The sequence below is a fragment of the Agrococcus casei LMG 22410 genome, assembly GCF_900163565.1.
Lineage (GTDB): Bacteria > Actinomycetota > Actinomycetes > Actinomycetales > Microbacteriaceae > Agrococcus > Agrococcus casei.
The window spans coordinates 18837-36191 of sequence record NZ_FUHU01000015.1; the positions used below are offsets into that span (position 1 = coordinate 18837).

Consider the following 17355-nt stretch of genomic DNA (forward strand, 5'->3'; position numbering starts at 1 on the left):
GAGGCGATCAGTACTCGACCGTCACCGCAGCGGCGGCGGGCGGCACCGGCTGCACCGAGTAGCCCGCGATCAGACCGTCATCAGTCATGACGACAGAAGCGCGGATGCCGCTCCCCCGCAGCACGACCGGGTCCTGACCCAGCTCCATTGAGAACAGGGCTCCGGCGACCAGCTCGTGCTCAGTGCCGTCGACCTCGATGACCTGCGTGTCGTCAGAGGCGTTGTACACGACCAGCTCTCGGTCGTGGCCCCTCGGCCGGGCATCCACGGTCACTTCGCCGTCGATCGTCCGAGAAGGCGAGAGCCAGACGAAGTCGGCCACGACGCTGCCGTCTGCGGGCAGCGAGCGCATGCCCGCGGCGACTGGCGCATCCGACTGGATGTCGATCGTGTAGTCGCCTTCCGGCAGCGCCGAGAGGTCCATGTCGATGACCGTTCCGGCCGCGAGCGGCACCTCGGTCGTCGTCGGGTTTGTTCCGGGGCTCGAGAACTCTATTCTCACCACGGTGTCTTCGGCTGCGACGAGGCGCAGGGTCGACTGCACGTCTGACCCGTCGCCGTCGACGTTCGCAGATGTTCTTCCAGACAGCGGCACGCCGACGAAGGTCTGGTCGGTCGTGGCGGCGGGCTGGCCCGAGATCGTGTCGATGCCGCCGGGCTCAAGCCCGCGGATGATCGAGTGCTGCATGAAGGCGGCGACGGCCGAGCCCTCGCTGCGCACGAGAACCGCGGGCGAGGCGTTGTCGACCGACAGCGAAGCCAGGTCGATCGCGGTGGCCGTGCCGGGCTCGATGGTGATCGCCGAGTTCGCCGCGCTGTCGGCCGGCCCTTCGGTCGTGAACACCTCGAGGCGAACCGTCGTCGGCTGCTCGCTCGGGTTCGCGAGCACGATGATCGACGAGCGCCCCGTGGTCGTGGCGCCACCGACGAGCCACTGCGATGCAGCGGGCGATGTGCAGGCTGCTCCCGAGAGCCCTGCGATCTCGGCATCGTCGGCCGAAGTCCACGACATGCCTCCCAGCACCGAGTCGCCGACGGGTGCCTGCACCGATGTCAGCTCAGCGCCCTCGACGTTGCCGATCGGCAGCTGCGCAGTCTCTGCGCCCTCGAGCTCGGGCACGACAGGGTTCGCGTCAGAGACGGGCACGATCGACGTCGATCCGCCTTCTCCGGACTGCACCCGGAGCTGCCCGGGCGCGCACACGATCTGCTGCTCGCCGGCCATGGGCGTGATCTGCTCGTTCACCGGCTCGCGGTCGACCGCGAAGGCGCCGCTCCCCGCGGCCCACACAGCTCCGACGCCAAGCGCCACAGCCGCTCCGATCGCCACGAGGCCGAGCAGTGACCGACCCGACCACAATGCGACCGTCTTGGGGTTCGCTCGCAGCCGCGCCTCGGCATCCGCGTTCCACTGCGCCTCGGCGTCGGTCGCCGTGACATCGGATGCGATGTCGGTGTCGGTCGCAAGCTTCGCCAGCTCTTCTGGGTCATCGTGCAGGGTCGCGTGCTGATCGTGCTTGTCCGGCTGACCGTGGGGCTCGTCAGCCGACGGAGCCGAAGGCTGGCGCCCCTGCTCGAGGTCTTCGCCCGTCACGGGAATCGCGCCCGCTTCGTCCCAGGCGTCGCGCTCGTCGCTCATGCGTAGTCCTTCCGAACGTCTTTGGCGCGCGTCACACGGGAGCGCGCGCCTCGCTTGATGGCCGGCATCGCGAGCACAAGCGCAATCGCCAGCAGAATCAGCTGGCCAGCAAGCAGCCAGCCGCTCCAGGCGGGCATCTGCGCCTCGACTCCTGACTGCTCGACTTCGGTCTTCCAGAGCAGCCCGGCATCGGTCTGGCCGACCGACTGCAGGTCTGCGCGCTGGTTGAGGCTGCGCTGCGTGCTGTCGTAGGCCGCGACCGCACTGCCCTCGGCGTCGCGCAGCACGATGAAGCCGATGCTCTGCTGCTGCAGCTGCTCGCTCGCGTCGACCGTGCCGCCCGAGATGAGGTCGACCGCGAGCTGCGACAGCTCAGAGCGCTGCCCCGTCGGAGCCTCGGCGGTCGTGTGGAACGTCTGCACATCGCCCAGCGTCGTGCCGTCGCCCCGAATGACCTCGATCGAGAAGGTCTCGTCGGCACCGGCAGCGATCACCAGGGTTCCGAGCATCGGATCGTCGGACGCGGCGGCCGACACGAGTGCAGGCATCGTGCGTTCCGGGAGGGGCGAGACGACGGCTGGGCTCACCGCGGCGCCGGCGACGATCGCGCCTCCCGAGACGACCGCGAACAGCGCGAGGATCGCACCGGGAGCCTTGCCCCTGAAGTCGAGCACGCCGAGCGTGGCGGATGCGGCGATCACGAGGCCGAGCAGCATGAGGCTGACGCCCGGGCCGGTCCAGACCTTGCTCGTCACACCCTGGAACGCCGCCAGCGTCGTGCCGGCGCTGACGACTGCAGTCGAGAATCCGGCCAGTGCGACGGCGATGCCTGCGATGCCGTGACCGGCGCGCATGAACGGTGCGGCGAACGCGGCGAGCGCGAGCGGAGCGACGAGTGCGAGCGTGACCCACATCGGCCACGGGCCGCCCGCGAGGCCGAACTGGTCGAACAGGGTCGCGATGGTTCCGAGGCTCGCGTCTGGCAGCTGGGCCGCGAGCACCGCGGCATCGGGCGCTGCGTAATCGAACGGAACACCCGGGTCTGCGAACAGTGCGAGCGGGGTTCCGCGCTGCAGGTTGGCGAAGAGCAGCGGGCCGAACAGGGCTGCCGTCGGAACGAGGGCGATGAGGAGGCGGATCGATGCGCCGAATCGGGCACGCACCGCGAACCAGATCACTGCGACCACGACAGCGCCGACGAGCGCCGGAAGCAGCGAAGGCGCCCCCGCTGTGGCGACCGCGAGCGCAACTGCTCCGAGCGCTGCTGTGCGCACGAGATCGCGAGCTCGGACGACCGCGTACGCGATCAGCGGCAGAGCGATGTGCGCGATCACTGCGCCGATGCGTCCGTCGTGCATGCTCACCAGCAGCGTCGGCGCGAGCGCCCAGACGGCGGCGACGACAGCCGGCACCCACTTGACTCGCGTGAGCCTGCGGGCCAGCGCCCACCCTGTGATGCTGGCGAGCACGGGTGCGATCACCAGCAGGATGAGCACTGCCAGCGACGGCTGCCAGAAGGTGAGCGTGCCGAGCAGCGCCAGCAGGATCTGCAGGGGGTCGGCGGGTGCGACGAGGCCCCCCGCGCTCTCGCGGTCGCTCCAGAGCGCCGCGTTCCAGATGTCGGTGAAGCCGCCCAGCTGCAGCAGGCCGCCGCCTGTGACGGCAGTCGACGTCAGCAGCGGCAGGCTGATGATCACGCCGGCGAGCAGTGCGAGCGCGAGCACCCAGAGGGTTCCGCCCTGCACGAATCCGACGCGCTCGTCGGCGACGCGTGAGTTGACGACGACATCGTCGCCCGCGAGCCGTCGTCGTGCCCGCATCGCCCTGTGCGAGATGCGCAGGGGTGCGAGGTCGCTCCAGGCGGCGGTTCTCGATTGGCGGATGCGCGAGCGCGCGGACGACACGGCCCCGAACGCGAACATCGCGCTGAACGCGGCCCCGAACTCGCTCAGAATCGCTGCCGGCCGCTTTGCGAACAGGTGCCCTATCGAGCGGATGACAGCTTGCGGCAGCAGCAGGAGCCAGTGGAAGACGAGGGCCGCAGCATGCGAGTACGCGAAGCGCCGGTGCAGCTGCGCGCGGCGGGCGAGGCCCGTGAACGACGCGTCTGAGACGCTTCTGACGCTGAACAGCTCTGCGCCGCCGTTGCGACGGATCCTGGCGAATGGCTGCACCGAGACCTGGTGGCCCGCGAGCCTGGCGCGCACGCCCAGGTCGAGGCCGGCGTCGATGCTCGGCAGCGCAGGGTCGAAGCCGCCCAGCTGCTCGAACACGTCACGACGCACGAGCATGCCCGATGCCGCGACGCCGAGCACGTCGGAGCGGTCGTCGTGCTGGCCCTGGTCGAGATCGCCCGCGGCGAGCCTGACCGACGCGCCCAGCGGCGTCATCGTCTCGCCAAACTCGTTGACTGTCGCCGAGTCATCGGCGCGCATGACCTTGGGGCCGACCACGGCCACCAGGCGGTTCGCCTCGACCGTCTGCATGAGGGCTTCAAGGGCGTCCGGAGCCGGGGCCGCATCATGTGCGAGGAACCACAGCCAGTCGCGCTCGTCTGCATCGGGCAGCTCGGCGACACCGTGCCGCACCGCCTGGCCGAAGCCGACTCTCGAGCGCAGGCGCACGACAGTGTCGAGCCCCTTTTTCAGGGAGTCGACGGATGCGTCGGTGCTGGCGACGTCGACGCCGACGGATGCGACGGGCGCGAGGGTCTGTGCCTCAAGCGCCGAAAGCGTATGGGCAAGCATGCCCTCGCCGTTGCGATTGGCGATGACCGCCATAACTCTGCTCTGCACCTTGCAAGGCTAGGTGCAGACCCGACTGAGGGCTGGTTTGCCCTCGGAGTGTGACGAAGACCGCGTGCGGCGGCTACGCCTGCTTGCGCAGCTTGCGACGCTCGCGCTCTGAGAGGCCGCCCCAGATGCCGAAGCGCTCGTCGTTCTGCAGCGCGTACTCGAGGCACTGCTCGCGAACCTCGCAGGACTCGCAGATGCGCTTGGCGTCTCGCGTCGAGCCGCCCTTCTCGGGGAAGAACGCCTCGGGGTCGGTCTCGGCGCACAGTGCGTCGGCCTGCCAGCCGAGGGGGTGCTCGTCGTAGTCGCGGCCGCTGCCCGGAACTCCTGGAACACCCAGGAAGACGGGATCGACGAACCAGTCCTCGGGTACTCCCCGGTGAAGTGACTCGGTCATGGTCTCTCCCGTCGTAGCTTGGATGACGCTGGCTGCGCCTACCTAATTACAACGGTGTCATTCATGTTTCGTCAAGTCGAGGATTGTAAAACCTTCAATCCGAACTCTAAGGATTGACTGATCCCACCGGCGTGTCGCCCGCCATGGCAAGCCACGCATCTGCAGATGAGAATTCTACTCCGCTCAGCGTGTCGAAGTACGCCGCCTCGCCCGCTGTGAGTGTGTGCCGCTCATCCGCGAAGGCGACTTCGGTCTCTGCGACCGCCAGGACGATCGCCGGCCCAGACGCATCGGGCCGGTGCACGCCGTCGATCCAACGCAGCTCGAATGCGGCGTCGGGCGCGTAGCGCGTCGCCCCTGCGAGCTGCTCGCGCGGCATCCGCGGATCATGCAGCACGGAGAAGTCGGCGATCTGCAACAGCTCGGCCGCGTCGACATGCTTCGACGTGAGGCCCGCCCGCAGCACGTTGTCGCTCGGTCCCATCAGCTCGATGCCGAGCCCCTCGAGGTAGGCGTGGATGTTGCCGGCGGGCAGGAAGAGCGCCTCCCCCGGCTCGAGGGTGACCCTGTTGAGCAGCAGCGAGACGGCGATGCCCGGGTCGCCCGGGTAGTGCTGAGCGAGACGGCGCACGGTGTCGGCAGCCGCCGCGTCGTGCTCTGCGATCGCATCGACCGCATCCGTCACCGCCCTCACCACTTCTGCGACGCCGGCATCGCCCGACAGCAGCCACGCGACGGCACTCTGCAGCGAGCCCTCGAGGCGGCGCGCGAACGGCCGGATCGCCTCGTCGACGGCGAGCACCGCGCGGACTGCCGCGAGCGCGTCATCGGCGTCACGAAGGCCGCTGAGCGCCTCGAACTTCGAGACGGCAACGATGATCTCGGGCTTGGCGAACGGGTCTTTGTACGACCTGTGCGGCGCGCTCATGTCGACACCGGCGTCGTTCTCGCGCGCGAATCCGCGCTCGGCCTGCTCGGTCGTCGGATGCGCCTGCAGACTGAGCGGCGAGGCAGCTGCGAGCACCTTCAGCAGGAAGGGCGGATGCGCGACACCGGCCGCGTCGAGTAGCTCGCCGAGCGGTCGGCCGTCGGCAGCTGTCGCAGGGCTTCCGGGGTGGGTGCCGAGCCACAGCTCAGCCTCGGTGCCTGTGCCGCCGAGACCGAGGTGCTCGCTGATGCGCCCACTGCTTCCCCATGCGTAATCGCGAGGGGTGTTGGAGATACGTACAAACACGCACGGCCTTTCGACGGGGTCCTCCTGTCGACACTAGCAATCGGGCTGTCGCAACGCAGGCTCGCGACCTAGACTCTTGGCACCATCTGGCGAAAGGACTCCAATGAGCATCGAGCTGCTGCCCAGCGACTTCTACGGCTTCGAAGCCGACCTGACCGAGAAGGAGCAGGGAGCGGTCGAAAGGCTTCGAGCCGCCCTCGCCGAGATGCAGCCCGCAGTCGCCGACCACTGGCACCGCGACGAGTTCCCGATTGACATCGTCACACCGCTCGCCCAGACCGGCGCCCTCGGCTTCAACTGGGAAGAGACGCGCGAATTCGAGAACTCTGCTGTGTTCCGCGGCTGGCTCGCACTCGAGATGGGCCGAGCCGACGCATCGATCGGCACCTTCGCCGGCGTGCAGAACGGTCTCGCCCAGGGGTCGATCGGCGTCTGCGGCTCCCCCGAGCAGCGCGCCGAGTGGCTGCCGAAGCTCGCAAGCGGCGAGGTCATCGGCGCATTCGGCCTCACCGAGCCCGACTCGGGCTCAGACGCATCGCTCGGCCTGTCGACCAGCTGCCGCCGCGAAGGCGACGAGTGGGTGCTGAACGGCGCAAAACGCTGGATCGGCAACGCCACCTGGAGTGACATCGTCATCATCTGGGCGCGCGACGAGGCCGACGACCAGGTGAAGGGGTTCATCGTGAAGAACGACACCCCGGGATTCACGACGACCAAGATCGAGAACAAGATCGCGCTGCGCATGGTGCAGAACGCCGACATCACGCTCACAGATGTGCGGGTGCCCGACTCAATGCGGCTGCAGGGAGCGAATTCGTTCAAGGACACCGCTCGCGTGCTCAAGCTGACCCGAGCCGAGGTCGCGTGGCTTTCGATCGGCGTCATGACCGGCGCCTACGAGGCAGCGGTGAACTACGCCAAGGAGCGCAAGCAGTTCGGCAAGCCGATCGGTCAGCACCAGCTCGTGCAGGAGATGCTCGCGAAGTCACTCGCCAACATCACCGCATCGATCGCCATGTGCACGCAGGTGTCGCGCATGCTCGACGAAGACCGTCAGGGCGACGCACACTCGGCGATGGCGAAGATGTTCGTGACGGCGCGGATGCGCGAAGTCGTCGCCTGGTCGCGTGAGATCTGCGGCGGCAACGGCATCGTCACCGACTACCAGGCGGCTCGCTACTTCGCAGACGCGGAGGCGCTGTACAGCTACGAGGGCACGTTCCAGATGAACGCGCTCATCGTGGGCCGCGCGATCATCGGCAAGAGCGCCTTCGCCTGATCTGCGCAGGTCACGTTCTGCGTCTACAGTTGTTCCCAATCGAGCGAGAGGGAACAGCATGACGCGTTGGCTGGTCACAGGCGGAGCCGGGTACATCGGAGCACACGTCGCACAGGCGCTGATCGACTCGGGCCGCGAGGTCACGGTCATCGACTCGCTCTCGAGCGGACGACGAGAGTTCGTGCCAGAGGCCGCCCGATTCGTCGAGGGCTCGCTGCTCGACCGCGATGCTGTCACGCGCGCCCTCGAGGGCGCGACCGGCGTGATCCACCTCGCCGGCTACAAGTACGCAGGAGAATCGGTGCGGCATCCGCTGCACACCTACACGCAGAACGTGACCGGCACTGTCGAACTGCTCGAGGCGATGCGCGAGGCCGAGGTCACCGAGATCGTCTTCTCGTCGAGCGCCGGCGTCTACGGAACACCTGATGTCGCGCAGGTCACCGAGGCGACAGCCACTACGCCCGAGTCGCCCTACGGCGAGTCGAAGCTGATCGGCGAGTGGATGCTCTGGAACGAGCGTCGCCGCGCCGAGCTCGAGGGAGGGTCATTCAGCCCCGTGTCGCTGCGGTACTTCAACGTGATCGGCTCGGCCACCGGGCGCATCCGCGACACCAGCCCCCACAACGTGGTGCCCAAGGTGCTCGCAGGCCTGGCAGCGGGCCGCACTCCGACTATCTTCGGCGACGACTACGCGACCCCCGACGGCACCAACGTGCGCGACTACGTGCACGTGCAGGATGTGGCGCTCGCGCACGTCGCGGCGGCCGAGCGGCTCGAGAGCGGGCAGCCGATCGAATCGGTGTACAACTTGGGTTCAGGCGCTGGGTCGTCGACGCGAGAGATCATCGAGGCAATTCTGAAGGCAACCGACTCAGACCAGGCGCCCGAGGTTGGTCCTCGGAGACCGGGAGACCCGGCATCGATCGTCGCCGACGGCACTCTCGCTGCCCGCGACCTCGATTGGCAGATGCGCTACTCGATCGACGAGATGATCGCCTCGGCGGTCAGCGCAGCCGGCGAACGAGACTGACCGCCTGGGCCGCTCTTCGGCCGACTCCCCAGCCTGTCACCTTGGTCAGAGCTTCGCCGATGATGCTGCCGGTCATCTTCGACGACCCGAGCTTGCGCTCTCTGAACACGATCGGGATCTCGGCGATGCGCGCACCAGCGTCAGCTGAGATGCGCGTCATGTCGATCTGAAAGCAGTAGCCCTCGCTCGTCACGCAATCGAGCCGCAGCTGTCGCAGCAGGTCGGTGCGGTACGCGCGGAATCCGGCGGTGAGGTCGCTCACGTCGATGCCGAGCACTGTGCGGGCGAAGGCATTGGAGGTGCGCGACAGCACCTCGCGGTCGCGCGCCCAGCCTTCGGTGGCACCGCCGGGCATGTACCTCGAGCCGATCACGAGATCATTCGTCTGGGCCGCGGCGATGAGGGCTGGCAGAGCCTCGGCCGGGTGCGACCCGTCGGCGTCCATCTCGATCGCGACCTCGTACCCGCACTCCATGGCCACGCGCATGCCGGCGATGTATGCGGCGCCGAGGCCTGCCTTCTCGGTGCGGTGCATCACGCGGATGGCCGGGTCATCTGCCGCAAGCCTGTCGGCGAGGTCACCGGTGCCGTCAGGGCTGTTGTCGTCGATCACGAGCACGTCGGCTTCTGGAGCATTCTGCCGAACTTCGCGGACAGTGCGCTCGAGCGACTCGATCTCGTTGAAGGTCGGGATCATCACGACTGTGCGCGAAGCTGGCAATGCCCCTCCTTCGATCGTCTGGTCGGCCGGGCTGATGACGGTACATCTTTTCACAGCAAACCCGAGAAGCCGCACACAGTCAGCCGTGGGATCATGGGGCAATGACTGCCGATCGCCGACTCACCGTCTTCGCGTGCGTCGTCATCGTGCAGGTGGCATGCGGCGACATGGTGAGAAACCTGATCGGATGGGCGGGCTGGGGCGTCACGATCGGTCTCGTCATTGCGTGGTCGCTGGTCGAACTGTGGCTTCGCCGACGTGATGTCCCCTACCCCGGTCGTCCTGCTCTGCTGTTCGTCGCGATGGCTTTCGTGTCTGCGTTCTGGGCAGGGTCCTGGTGGTCGACGCTCATGGGCGCTGCGCTGACCCTCGGGATAGCCGCGGCGGCACTGGTCATTGCCACGCTGTCGTTGCGCCGCCTGGTCGCCGTACTCCATTGGAGCCTGCAGGGGCTGCTGATCGGCTCGCTGGTGTTCGAGATCGTCGCGGCACTCTGGATCGGCCCCATCCGGCCTGTCTGGCACGGCGATGTAGCCGGAAGCGAGGTCTACTGGTGGACCCCTGCCGAGATCTTCACGGGCGGCCGCATCTCCGGGCTGACGGGCAACGCGAACCTCACCGGCATGCTCGGAGTCATGGCGCTCATCATCGCCGTCGCGCGCGCCATGTCGCAGCAGGATCGCCGCCTGTGGCCGCTGTTCGTCGTCGTTCCGCTTGCAAGCGTCGTGCTGTCGCAGAGCGCAACGGTCGTCATCATCCTGGCCGGCTGCATCGTCGCGGCCATCCTCATCCTGATCCGCTTCCGCGTCTCTCGCGAGGCCTACTACCGAACCTTCTGGTCGTCGATATCAGCGATGGGGGGCGCCGTCATCGTCGGAGCCGTGCTGTGGCAGGATCTCGCCGAGATGCTCGGCAAGTCACCAGACCTCACCGGCCGACTCGAGTTCTGGCGCATCGTGCTGGTGCGCTGGCTGTACAGCCCCATCGTCGGCGACGGCTGGATGGGTTACTGGATGCCCTGGGTCGAGCCATACGGACACCTGCTCACGCAGGGACATGCCGTGTATCTGCAGGCCCACAACGTCTGGCTCGACGTCGCGCTACAGCTCGGGATCGTGGGGCTCATCATCTTCGTAGCGATGCAGATCACGTCGATTCGTAATGCCGTGTCGCGCATCCGCTACAGCGAAGATCACCCGGCTCTGCGAGCCGTGCCGCTGCTGCTTCTGATTGCCCTCGTCGTGCAGGGATTCACGGAGTCGCGCCCGCTCACCGAGCTCGGCGCACTGCTACTGTTTATGTTCGCTGCGGGGCTGCCGCAGCGGGGTGAGCGCACGCTCCCGATCCGCGTGCAGAAGCAGACAGCAGAGCAATGAACGAACAGTCCGTCGACGACCAGCCCTTTCAGGGTCGCCAGATCGTCAGCTTCGTCCGTCGCGGATCCCGGCTCGTGGGGCCGCGTGAGACCTACTGGCAGGAGCACGCTGACGACTTCGTCATCGATGTGCCGCGAGAGCACTCGTCGACCAGCGTGCATCCCGACTTCAGGTTCGACGCCGTCGCAGAGTACGGCCGCGAAGCCCCGCTGACGATCGAGATCGGGTCGGGTCTCGGCGAGGCGATTGCAGCGCGTGCAGAGCAGCAGCCGGAGCGCGACTTCATGGCCGTCGAGGTTTACGTGCCGGGTGTCGCCGGTCTTCTCGGTCGCATCGGCAAAGCCGGTCTCTCGAACGTGCGCGCCGTCAACGCCGACGCGATCGACGTGCTGGGATCGATGATTCCGGCGGGCACGGTCGATGAGGTCTGGACGTTCTTCGCCGATCCGTGGCCCAAGAAGCGCCACCACAAGCGCCGTCTCGTGCAGCCGGAGTTCGCAGCGATCGTCGCGAGTGCGCTGCGCCCCGGCGGCACCTGGCGCCTGGCCACCGACTGGCAGGAATACGCCGAGCAGATGCTCGAGGTCACAGACGCCGCTGCAGAGTTCGAGAACCCCCACGGCGGCTATGCGCCACGGTTCGAGGGGCGTATCCTGACAAGCTTCGAGCGCAAGGGCATGGACGCGGGGCGCGAGATCTTCGATATCGAGGCTCGGCGCCGCTGATCAGCTGACGAGTGCGCCCGCCTGGTCAAGCAGTCGGGCTATCTCGTCTTCAGAGAACCGCTCTTCGCGGACCGCGTCGACGACCGGGCCCATGTACTGCGGAAGCACCGGGTCTGTCGCCCGCAGGGCATCCGCCAGTGCATCCTCGCGAACGAAGCCGTCTGCCTCACTCGGGGTGCCCGTGATCATGCGCGAGACGAACGACGGCAGCAGCTCGCCGGCCTTCCATCGTCGCCAGTCGCGCATGCCGTGATGATTCGGGCTCGGCCGCAGCGAGGGGTTGGCCTCATACCCGCGACCAGCGTTGATCGTCTTGCGTTCGAACTGCTCCCAGGAGCGCCACGGAACATGCAACACCTCGATGCCAGGGCCGCCCTCGGGTGCACCTCTCGACAGCAGCGACGTGAAGTGGTTGCCCTGTCGCACGTCAACGCCGGGGTGCCCGACGTGGATCGTGTTGGGAGTCGGATGCGCAATCACTCCAGCCGTCTGCAGCTGCTGCGGGCTGCGCACGTCGCGCCAGAGCATCCGCGTTGTTAGTCCGCCGCCCGAGACCGCGACCGGGCCCACGAGGTTCGTCACGGGCACAGTCGTCGACACAATCGACTTCGGCCATGACCTAATCACATCGGCGCTCGTCTGCCCTGCGCGCAGCGACATCACAAACTCGTCGGCGTCCGAGTTCACGACCCAGTCGGCACCGAACTCGAGCCTCGCGAGCCGTGCCATGCGCGTGACCGTCTGCGCCTGCTGCTTTCGGTGCTCGGGATCGTCGTAGACCGTCACCGGGGCATGCTTGGCATATTCGGCCAGAATCTCGCGGGTGCCGTCGACCGACGCGTTGTCGGTGACCAGGATTCTGTCGAACCCCTGATTCAAGTGATGCTCGATTGCGGCCGCGATGATGTCGGCCTCGTCGCGCACCATCATGGTCATGACAACGCATGGTCTGGAGTGGCTGTTCACTCCACCATTCTCTCGCACCAGCGAGCGACTACTCGAGACCGGTGCCGGTCGGCACCTGCTTCAGGTAGGCCGCAGGCAATGCGAACGGCTCAGTTCTCGGCGGGTTCTCTGCCAACCACTCATCGCTCGCTAGATGCTTGCGACCTTCATAGATGATCCACACCTGACCGGCGGCATCGGTGACCGCCTTGCCGATCTCTGCGTCCGAAACCGCGAGCGTCCCGCAGATGTCTGCCGGCAGCTCGACGAAGCCGAGCGGGTAGTGAACCAGCGTGTCTGGCGCGAATAGCGTGAGCTCACCACCGGCCGCGAAGTAGCTCTCGCCGCCGCACGTAATGCCCCACGTGTTGAGCACGGTGTCAGAATTGCCGATCAACTGGAGTTCAAAGTCCTCGAGCGCAACAGGCTCCGCGTCGATGCCGAGCGCAGCTGCGAATGCCGCGTCTTCGATGGCCACGAGGCCGTCTGACTCGGAGTACAGGAACTGCTCTCCGCTGGTCGCGCTCTCGACGAGAGCGCCGCTTTCGAGCTGCTCGACGGTGCTCTGCGGGGTCTGCTGGGCTTGAACGTTATGCTTCGAGTTAAGCGGGATCTTAGTGGTGGTGTCGCTGGCGGTCACGAGCGGGTCACCGAACTTGGCTTTCAAATCTGCCAGTTCTCCTGGAACGACAGATTGCTTTCGTCCTCCTTGCAGTAGCCAGACAGTTGAGGCCCCCTTCTCCTGGACCAGCAAGGCGGATTGCACTCGGGGCTGATCAACAGCGATACCCCAAAGCATCGGCACCCAAAGCCGCTTGAAGTGTGTTGATTTCCCCCATAGACCCCCGTCTACATGGACTAAGCCCCTATCTGTCATGACTAGATGCTTGGGGCCGTAGTGAATGAGATCCGGTAGGGGGGTGGGAGCAGAGATAGCTCGCATCGACGCAGTCCACACCCACGACGATTCTTTCTGCAGAGCCTTCAGCTCAGTCTGACCGACCGACAGAGACACGAAACCTTTCTTCGTACGCACCATCTTTTCGCCTGAACCATTGTCATGAATAATCATCCCAACTCGAACCAAGGGCTCACCAATAGTGATCGGACGAACCGCATCACGACGTAACGTCAACAAATTATCGGTCACGCCAACAGCTTGAGCAGCACCGGCGTCAGCGACTTGATGCCGCTGCCCATCAACGACCTGCCAGTGTCCTCCACCAGGCCATGTGAGGTAAGCACTGACTTTGCCTTTTGCATTCCACTCTCCGATCATCGCAGACGAAACATTAGGCAAGTAGCCGCAGTCACGACCAAACTCGGCCACCTGGGCGCAAGAGGTGAACTCATGTCTGGTTCCGCTGTCGAGCAACCATACACTCGAGCCTGACTTCAGGGCTGGCCCGGCCCATGGGCCTTGTCCTACCGTTCGCAATTTCGATTGGCTGACGACTCGGGGCTCACCAAGCGCCCATCGGTATTGAACCGCAGATTCCCATCCAATTGGGTAACGCTTTCCGTTTGAAATTAGCCAAAGGCGATCACTGTCCGGCGTCTTTGCGAGCCCCGCAGTAATCGGACTGATAGATTTCTCGGTCGGGTTACCGAACCAGTCGCTATACATGCGCCAAAAGTTTCGGTTCCCGTACGCCGAACAGGAGTCGCCGACACCGTAGAGGTTGTTCAGCGCAGCACGGTTGGGCTGGTAGGGCGTGTAGTTGTAGAGCCCGGCGGTCGCATAGTTCTGGATGTACACGCGCGAAGACCCGCAAGCCGAGTTGGGGTTGTAGAGCACCGAGTTGGTCGCCATCGGCTGGTGTCGGTACTGCGTTGGATGAGCCTTGTAGTACTGGTAGGCGCGGGCACCGAAGTAGACCTGCGTGAAGAAGCCACCGAAGCCGGCGTCACAGGGGGCAGTGTCAGGGCAGCCATAGCCGGTCGCAGACTCCCATTTCCAGTTGGGCACGTCACGCAGGGAGATGAGCGACTGCTCCTTCTCGAGCAGCACCAGAAGCGCCTTCTGGCTGATGTCGCACGCCTTGCCGACACGGGCGATTACGCTTGCGGCGGATTCGCCCGACTTGCCCTCGAGTCGGCCGCAGTATGCGTCTGCCGCCATCGTGGGTGTGTGCTCGGTGTAATTGAGAATGCAGTTCTTGCCAGAAACGCACCCTGCGTTCTTGCCCTTGAGCCAGGACGAGATCTGCGCTGTTGTCATGGCAGAGCCGTTGTAGAAGTTCTCGTCGGAGATGATGTACCCGGGGTCGAACTCCGCCGCATTCGCGGCATCAGCATCGCTGTTGTCGGTAAGACTCGGCATCGCAACAAGGACTGTCGCAACAAGGACCGCGGTGAGCGCAAGTGACAATCCGCGCCATAACTTCGACATGTTCAACCTCAGGTACAAGTTCAAGGACGATGTCAGTCTAGCGACACTCCGCTGAAATACCAAGGATTACGGAGAGATGCTCTACGCCGAGTCGAGGATGAACTTAGTAGGGAGTTGCAGAAGCGTCCGATTCGAGTTGTAAGGGCCCGATTCTACCGAGAATGCGCCGTCCCGCTCGATCATTGCAGCTGGAATCTTGCTCCGGTGCTCACGCACATCTCCATCGATTACGTAATCGCCGGCACCGAGGGGCAACGAAAGCATTGGCAGATTCAGGACGGCACGACCAGCCTTGAGGGCGCTTGTAGTCCACCCCAAGTCGCGGGAGTTAACCCTGTAGACAGGCCCGCCCCTGTCTGACTTGACCGTAATGGTGAAGACAGGGTCGCATACGTCTTCGTGGGCAGTGATACGCATACGCAGCTGAACTGGCTCGTCGGCTTCGATCGATTCTCGTGCCCCTCCGTCGGAACCCACTACCGATACAGAGTCAATGGTCGCAGCACCTGTGCTGGTCGGCAACTCAGCGGCGACCTTTGACTTGGCAGGTCCTTGGAACGCTTCCAGGACCTCTTCCACGCCTCCAATTTGTCGCAAATCACCCTTTTCCAACCACGCAAGTTGATCGCAGAAGCTTCGCACAAGGGAATTGTTATGGGATACCAGCACTATCGTCGTTCCTTGAGCTTTGAGTTCATCGAATTTTGCCCTGGATTTAGCCTGGAACTCTGCGTCGCCTACGGACAAGACTTCATCAACCACAAGAATGTCCGGCTCAGTATGAATCGCCACAGAAAACCCTAGGCGCACGTACATACCACTGGAATAGTTCTTTACCGGCGTGTCTATGAAACGTTCAACCCCAGCAAAATCGATGATTCGATCGATCTTCGAATCGACTTCGCGTCGAGACATCCCGAGGATTGAGCCATTGAGATAGATGTTATCCCTACCGGATAACTCGGAGTGAAAACCGCTCCCCACCTCGAGCATCGCAGCCAACCTGCCATGAGTCGAGATCGCTCCCTGATTCGGCTCCAAGATTCGAGCTATGCACTTCAGCAGGGTCGATTTGCCTGAGCCGTTACTTCCAATAAGCCCGAAGGTCGACCCCTTAGGAACAGTGAATGAAACATCCTTGACGGCGGCAAACTCTTCGTACCGCGAGCGCCCACCACGAAGAACCGTCCCCTTCACGGACTGATTCCTCTCGTGATAAATTTTAAACAGCTTTGTCACTGAATCAACGACAATGGCATCCTCAGTCGACATTACAGCTCCTCCACGATTCGCCCTTGCAGCCGTCGGTAGGTCAGGATCCCGACGACGAGCGTGCCCACCGACCAAGCTGTGATAGTTAATATCGATTGCATGTCCGGCCAGGCAAAATCATAGAGGACGCGCCTGAACGCGGTCATTATCTCGAAGGCAGGGTTTGCTTGAAAGACGGCAAGCAGAGGTACTTGCATACCCAGGAATGTGGCTCCGGACTCATCAAGCGACTCCTGCGCGGCAGCCACTGTCGACAAAGGGAACATCACACCTGACCCGTAGAACCAAGCTTGAGTGAATATTGACCAGAAATGCTCAATGTCTCGAAAGTAAACCAGGGCGATTCCCAGCGTCAGGCCGACGCCGTACACGAAGATGCCGGTCAACACGACAAGAGGCGCCAACATAACAATTCTAAGCAGGACTTCAATACCTCCGAAGATGCCGCATACCAGAGCGAGGACCGCAAGCTCGCTTAGAAACGTTATTGTTCGGGACAAGACTTTCGACAATGGCAACGTCCATCTTGGCAAATGGACCTTCTTCAGCAACCCGCTGAATTGCAGGTACGAGGTCATCGCGTCACGAATGCCGGAGTTGATGAAATTCCAAACGATAATGCCGACACCAAGCCACAGCCCGTAGGTGTCGATACCAGAATTGATTCCCACGGCGGGGTCTGCCTTGAAGAGCAACCCAAAAACCAAGCCATAAATGGCGATCTGCGCCAGTGGGCTAATCAACGACCACAGGCGACCGAGCAGAGTTCGCTTGTACTGGCCCTTAACGTCGCGGCTTGTCAGGCTGCGTAAGACGTGCCACGCATTGAGGGCACGCTCTTTCATTAAAGCCAAAGGAATCTCGTTTCACTACAACCGCCGGGTCTACTTAATGTGCTCGTCATCAATGAGTTCCTCCAGGCGTTCTTGAATATACGGAGTCATTGTACTGACGTACTCGGCAGTAACATGCGCCACTTGCGTCTCGGTAGACGATGACGCCCCCAATCACTGCAGGGCACACCTCATCGTTACAGAACAAGTCCCATGTACGAAGGAGTTCTGCATTCGAATTGTGCGTGGCGAGCGCCACGGAATCTTCCGCGTCCGCACCCCGCTCAGGGGTCACGTGGCACTCTTCAGGTGAGAAGGCAAATGACGAGCGTTGCACACATTGCATCAGGTCTTCAGAAACCATTGGCGCGTCCTCAATTGCAATAACTTGAGTACCACGCTCCATGACTGCTTCCCACGTTGCTGCATAGTCACCGCTTTGCCCGCTGCGGCCCTCAAGAGACCACCGGGCCGCGCCGGTTATGATCACATCGTAGTCGAGTTCACCCTCACTGAGCTTCTGGTGAAGGTCATCCAAGTGATCCTCGCACGCGCCTTCGTGGTCGATGATCCATTGACAGGCGTACCCGGTGTATACGTCCACTCGCCAATGGTTATCCTCCACTATCGCACGCAAGGCCGGTAAGTACGGGACTGCTGCACGAATAGGTGACAGTTCTAGTCACGCCGCCAGTGCGACGGTCGTGTTCATGATGG

General features: G+C 64.1%; 14 protein-coding genes. 4 read left to right on the forward strand and 10 right to left on the reverse strand.

Translation table 11 applies throughout. The annotated features are described in order from the left end of the window. Positions 1-7 precede the first annotated feature (7 nt). The 4 genes from CZ674_RS02575 to manA all read right to left on the reverse strand — a co-directional run bounded on the left by CZ674_RS02575 (position 8) and on the right by manA (position 6062). Positions 8-1639: a DUF5719 family protein gene (locus CZ674_RS02575; RefSeq protein ID WP_086990974.1), complete on the reverse strand. Its 1632-nt coding sequence runs from the start codon at positions 1637-1639 to the stop codon at positions 8-10. Beyond that, complete coding sequence (locus CZ674_RS02580) at positions 1636-4434, reverse strand: glycosyltransferase family 2 protein (RefSeq protein ID WP_143244604.1); 2799 nt, start codon at positions 4432-4434, stop codon at positions 1636-1638. Before CZ674_RS02580 ends, CZ674_RS02575 begins: the two co-directional genes overlap by 4 nt. A gap of 73 nt (positions 4435-4507) precedes the next feature. Next, positions 4508-4828 (reverse strand): WhiB family transcriptional regulator, encoded by a 321-nt coding sequence (locus CZ674_RS02585; protein WP_086990978.1) that lies wholly within the window; start codon positions 4826-4828, stop codon positions 4508-4510. Between the two features lie 106 nt (positions 4829-4934). Then, positions 4935-6062 carry a mannose-6-phosphate isomerase, class I gene (manA, locus tag CZ674_RS02590; protein ID WP_086990980.1) on the reverse strand — a complete coding sequence of 376 codons (1128 nt, stop codon included), beginning with the start codon at positions 6060-6062 and terminating at the stop codon, positions 4935-4937. A 103-nt stretch (positions 6063-6165) separates the two neighbouring features. On the opposite strand from manA, the gene CZ674_RS02595 reads away from it, so the two are divergent. Next, the gene (locus tag CZ674_RS02595; RefSeq protein WP_086990982.1) at positions 6166-7341 is read left to right on the forward strand and encodes an acyl-CoA dehydrogenase family protein; all 1176 of its coding nucleotides are present in this window, start codon (positions 6166-6168) and stop codon (positions 7339-7341) included. A 58-nt stretch (positions 7342-7399) separates the two neighbouring features. Continuing rightward, positions 7400-8374, forward strand: coding sequence for a UDP-glucose 4-epimerase GalE (gene galE / locus CZ674_RS02600; RefSeq protein WP_086990983.1), 975 nt, complete (start codon positions 7400-7402; stop codon positions 8372-8374). On the opposite strand, the gene CZ674_RS02605 is transcribed toward galE, so the two are convergent. Next, on the reverse strand, positions 8349-9095 hold the full coding sequence (locus CZ674_RS02605) for a polyprenol monophosphomannose synthase (protein ID WP_234988388.1): 747 nt from the start codon (positions 9093-9095) through the stop codon (positions 8349-8351). The two genes, galE and CZ674_RS02605, sit on opposite strands and share 26 nt — an antisense overlap. 101 nt (positions 9096-9196) lie before the next feature. On the opposite strand from CZ674_RS02605, the gene CZ674_RS02610 reads away from it, so the two are divergent. Both CZ674_RS02610 and trmB read left to right on the forward strand, forming a co-directional pair. Then, positions 9197-10471, forward strand: a complete 1275-nt coding sequence (locus CZ674_RS02610; protein ID WP_086990987.1) for an O-antigen ligase family protein — start codon at positions 9197-9199, stop codon at positions 10469-10471. Further along, on the forward strand, positions 10468-11196 hold the full coding sequence (gene trmB, locus CZ674_RS02615) for a tRNA (guanosine(46)-N7)-methyltransferase TrmB (protein ID WP_086990989.1): 729 nt from the start codon (positions 10468-10470) through the stop codon (positions 11194-11196). Before CZ674_RS02610 ends, trmB begins: the two co-directional genes overlap by 4 nt. On the opposite strand, the gene CZ674_RS02620 is transcribed toward trmB, so the two are convergent. From CZ674_RS02620 to CZ674_RS13910, 5 genes are all read right to left on the reverse strand, one after another. Next, positions 11197-12132 carry a glycosyltransferase family 2 protein gene (locus tag CZ674_RS02620; RefSeq protein WP_086990991.1) on the reverse strand — a complete coding sequence of 312 codons (936 nt, stop codon included), beginning with the start codon at positions 12130-12132 and terminating at the stop codon, positions 11197-11199. It lies immediately after the preceding gene. Between the two features lie 58 nt (positions 12133-12190). Beyond that, a complete protein-coding gene (locus CZ674_RS13905; RefSeq protein ID WP_143244605.1) occupies positions 12191-14533 on the reverse strand; it encodes a hypothetical protein in 2343 nt (780 codons plus the stop codon). 81 nt (positions 14534-14614) lie between these two features. Beyond that, the gene (locus CZ674_RS02630; RefSeq protein ID WP_086990994.1) at positions 14615-15805 is read right to left on the reverse strand and encodes an ABC transporter ATP-binding protein; all 1191 of its coding nucleotides are present in this window, start codon (positions 15803-15805) and stop codon (positions 14615-14617) included. Continuing rightward, positions 15805-16650: an ABC transporter permease gene (locus tag CZ674_RS02635; protein WP_086990996.1), complete on the reverse strand. Its 846-nt coding sequence runs from the start codon at positions 16648-16650 to the stop codon at positions 15805-15807. Before CZ674_RS02635 ends, CZ674_RS02630 begins: the two co-directional genes overlap by 1 nt. A 58-nt stretch (positions 16651-16708) precedes the next feature. Further along, the gene (locus CZ674_RS13910) at positions 16709-17275 is read right to left on the reverse strand and encodes an SGNH hydrolase domain-containing protein (RefSeq protein ID WP_268802381.1); all 567 of its coding nucleotides are present in this window, start codon (positions 17273-17275) and stop codon (positions 16709-16711) included. Between the last annotated feature and the right edge of the window lie 80 nt (positions 17276-17355).

Coding starts and splice junctions, on each gene's coding strand:
- CZ674_RS02575 (WP_086990974.1), bottom strand. CDS start 1,639: ATGAGCGACGAGCGCGACGCCTGGGACGAAGCGGGCGCGATTCCCGTG.
- CZ674_RS02585 (WP_086990978.1), bottom strand. CDS start 4,828: ATGACCGAGTCACTTCACCGGGGAGTACCCGAGGACTGGTTCGTCGAT.
- CZ674_RS02595 (WP_086990982.1), top strand. CDS start 6,166: ATGAGCATCGAGCTGCTGCCCAGCGACTTCTACGGCTTCGAAGCCGAC.
- galE (WP_086990983.1), top strand. CDS start 7,400: ATGACGCGTTGGCTGGTCACAGGCGGAGCCGGGTACATCGGAGCACAC.
- CZ674_RS02610 (WP_086990987.1), top strand. CDS start 9,197: ATGACTGCCGATCGCCGACTCACCGTCTTCGCGTGCGTCGTCATCGTG.
- trmB (WP_086990989.1), top strand. CDS start 10,468: ATGAACGAACAGTCCGTCGACGACCAGCCCTTTCAGGGTCGCCAGATC.
- CZ674_RS02620 (WP_086990991.1), bottom strand. CDS start 12,132: ATGACCATGATGGTGCGCGACGAGGCCGACATCATCGCGGCCGCAATC.
- CZ674_RS13905 (WP_143244605.1), bottom strand. CDS start 14,533: ATGTCGAAGTTATGGCGCGGATTGTCACTTGCGCTCACCGCGGTCCTT.
- CZ674_RS02630 (WP_086990994.1), bottom strand. CDS start 15,805: ATGTCGACTGAGGATGCCATTGTCGTTGATTCAGTGACAAAGCTGTTT.
- CZ674_RS02635 (WP_086990996.1), bottom strand. CDS start 16,650: ATGAAAGAGCGTGCCCTCAATGCGTGGCACGTCTTACGCAGCCTGACA.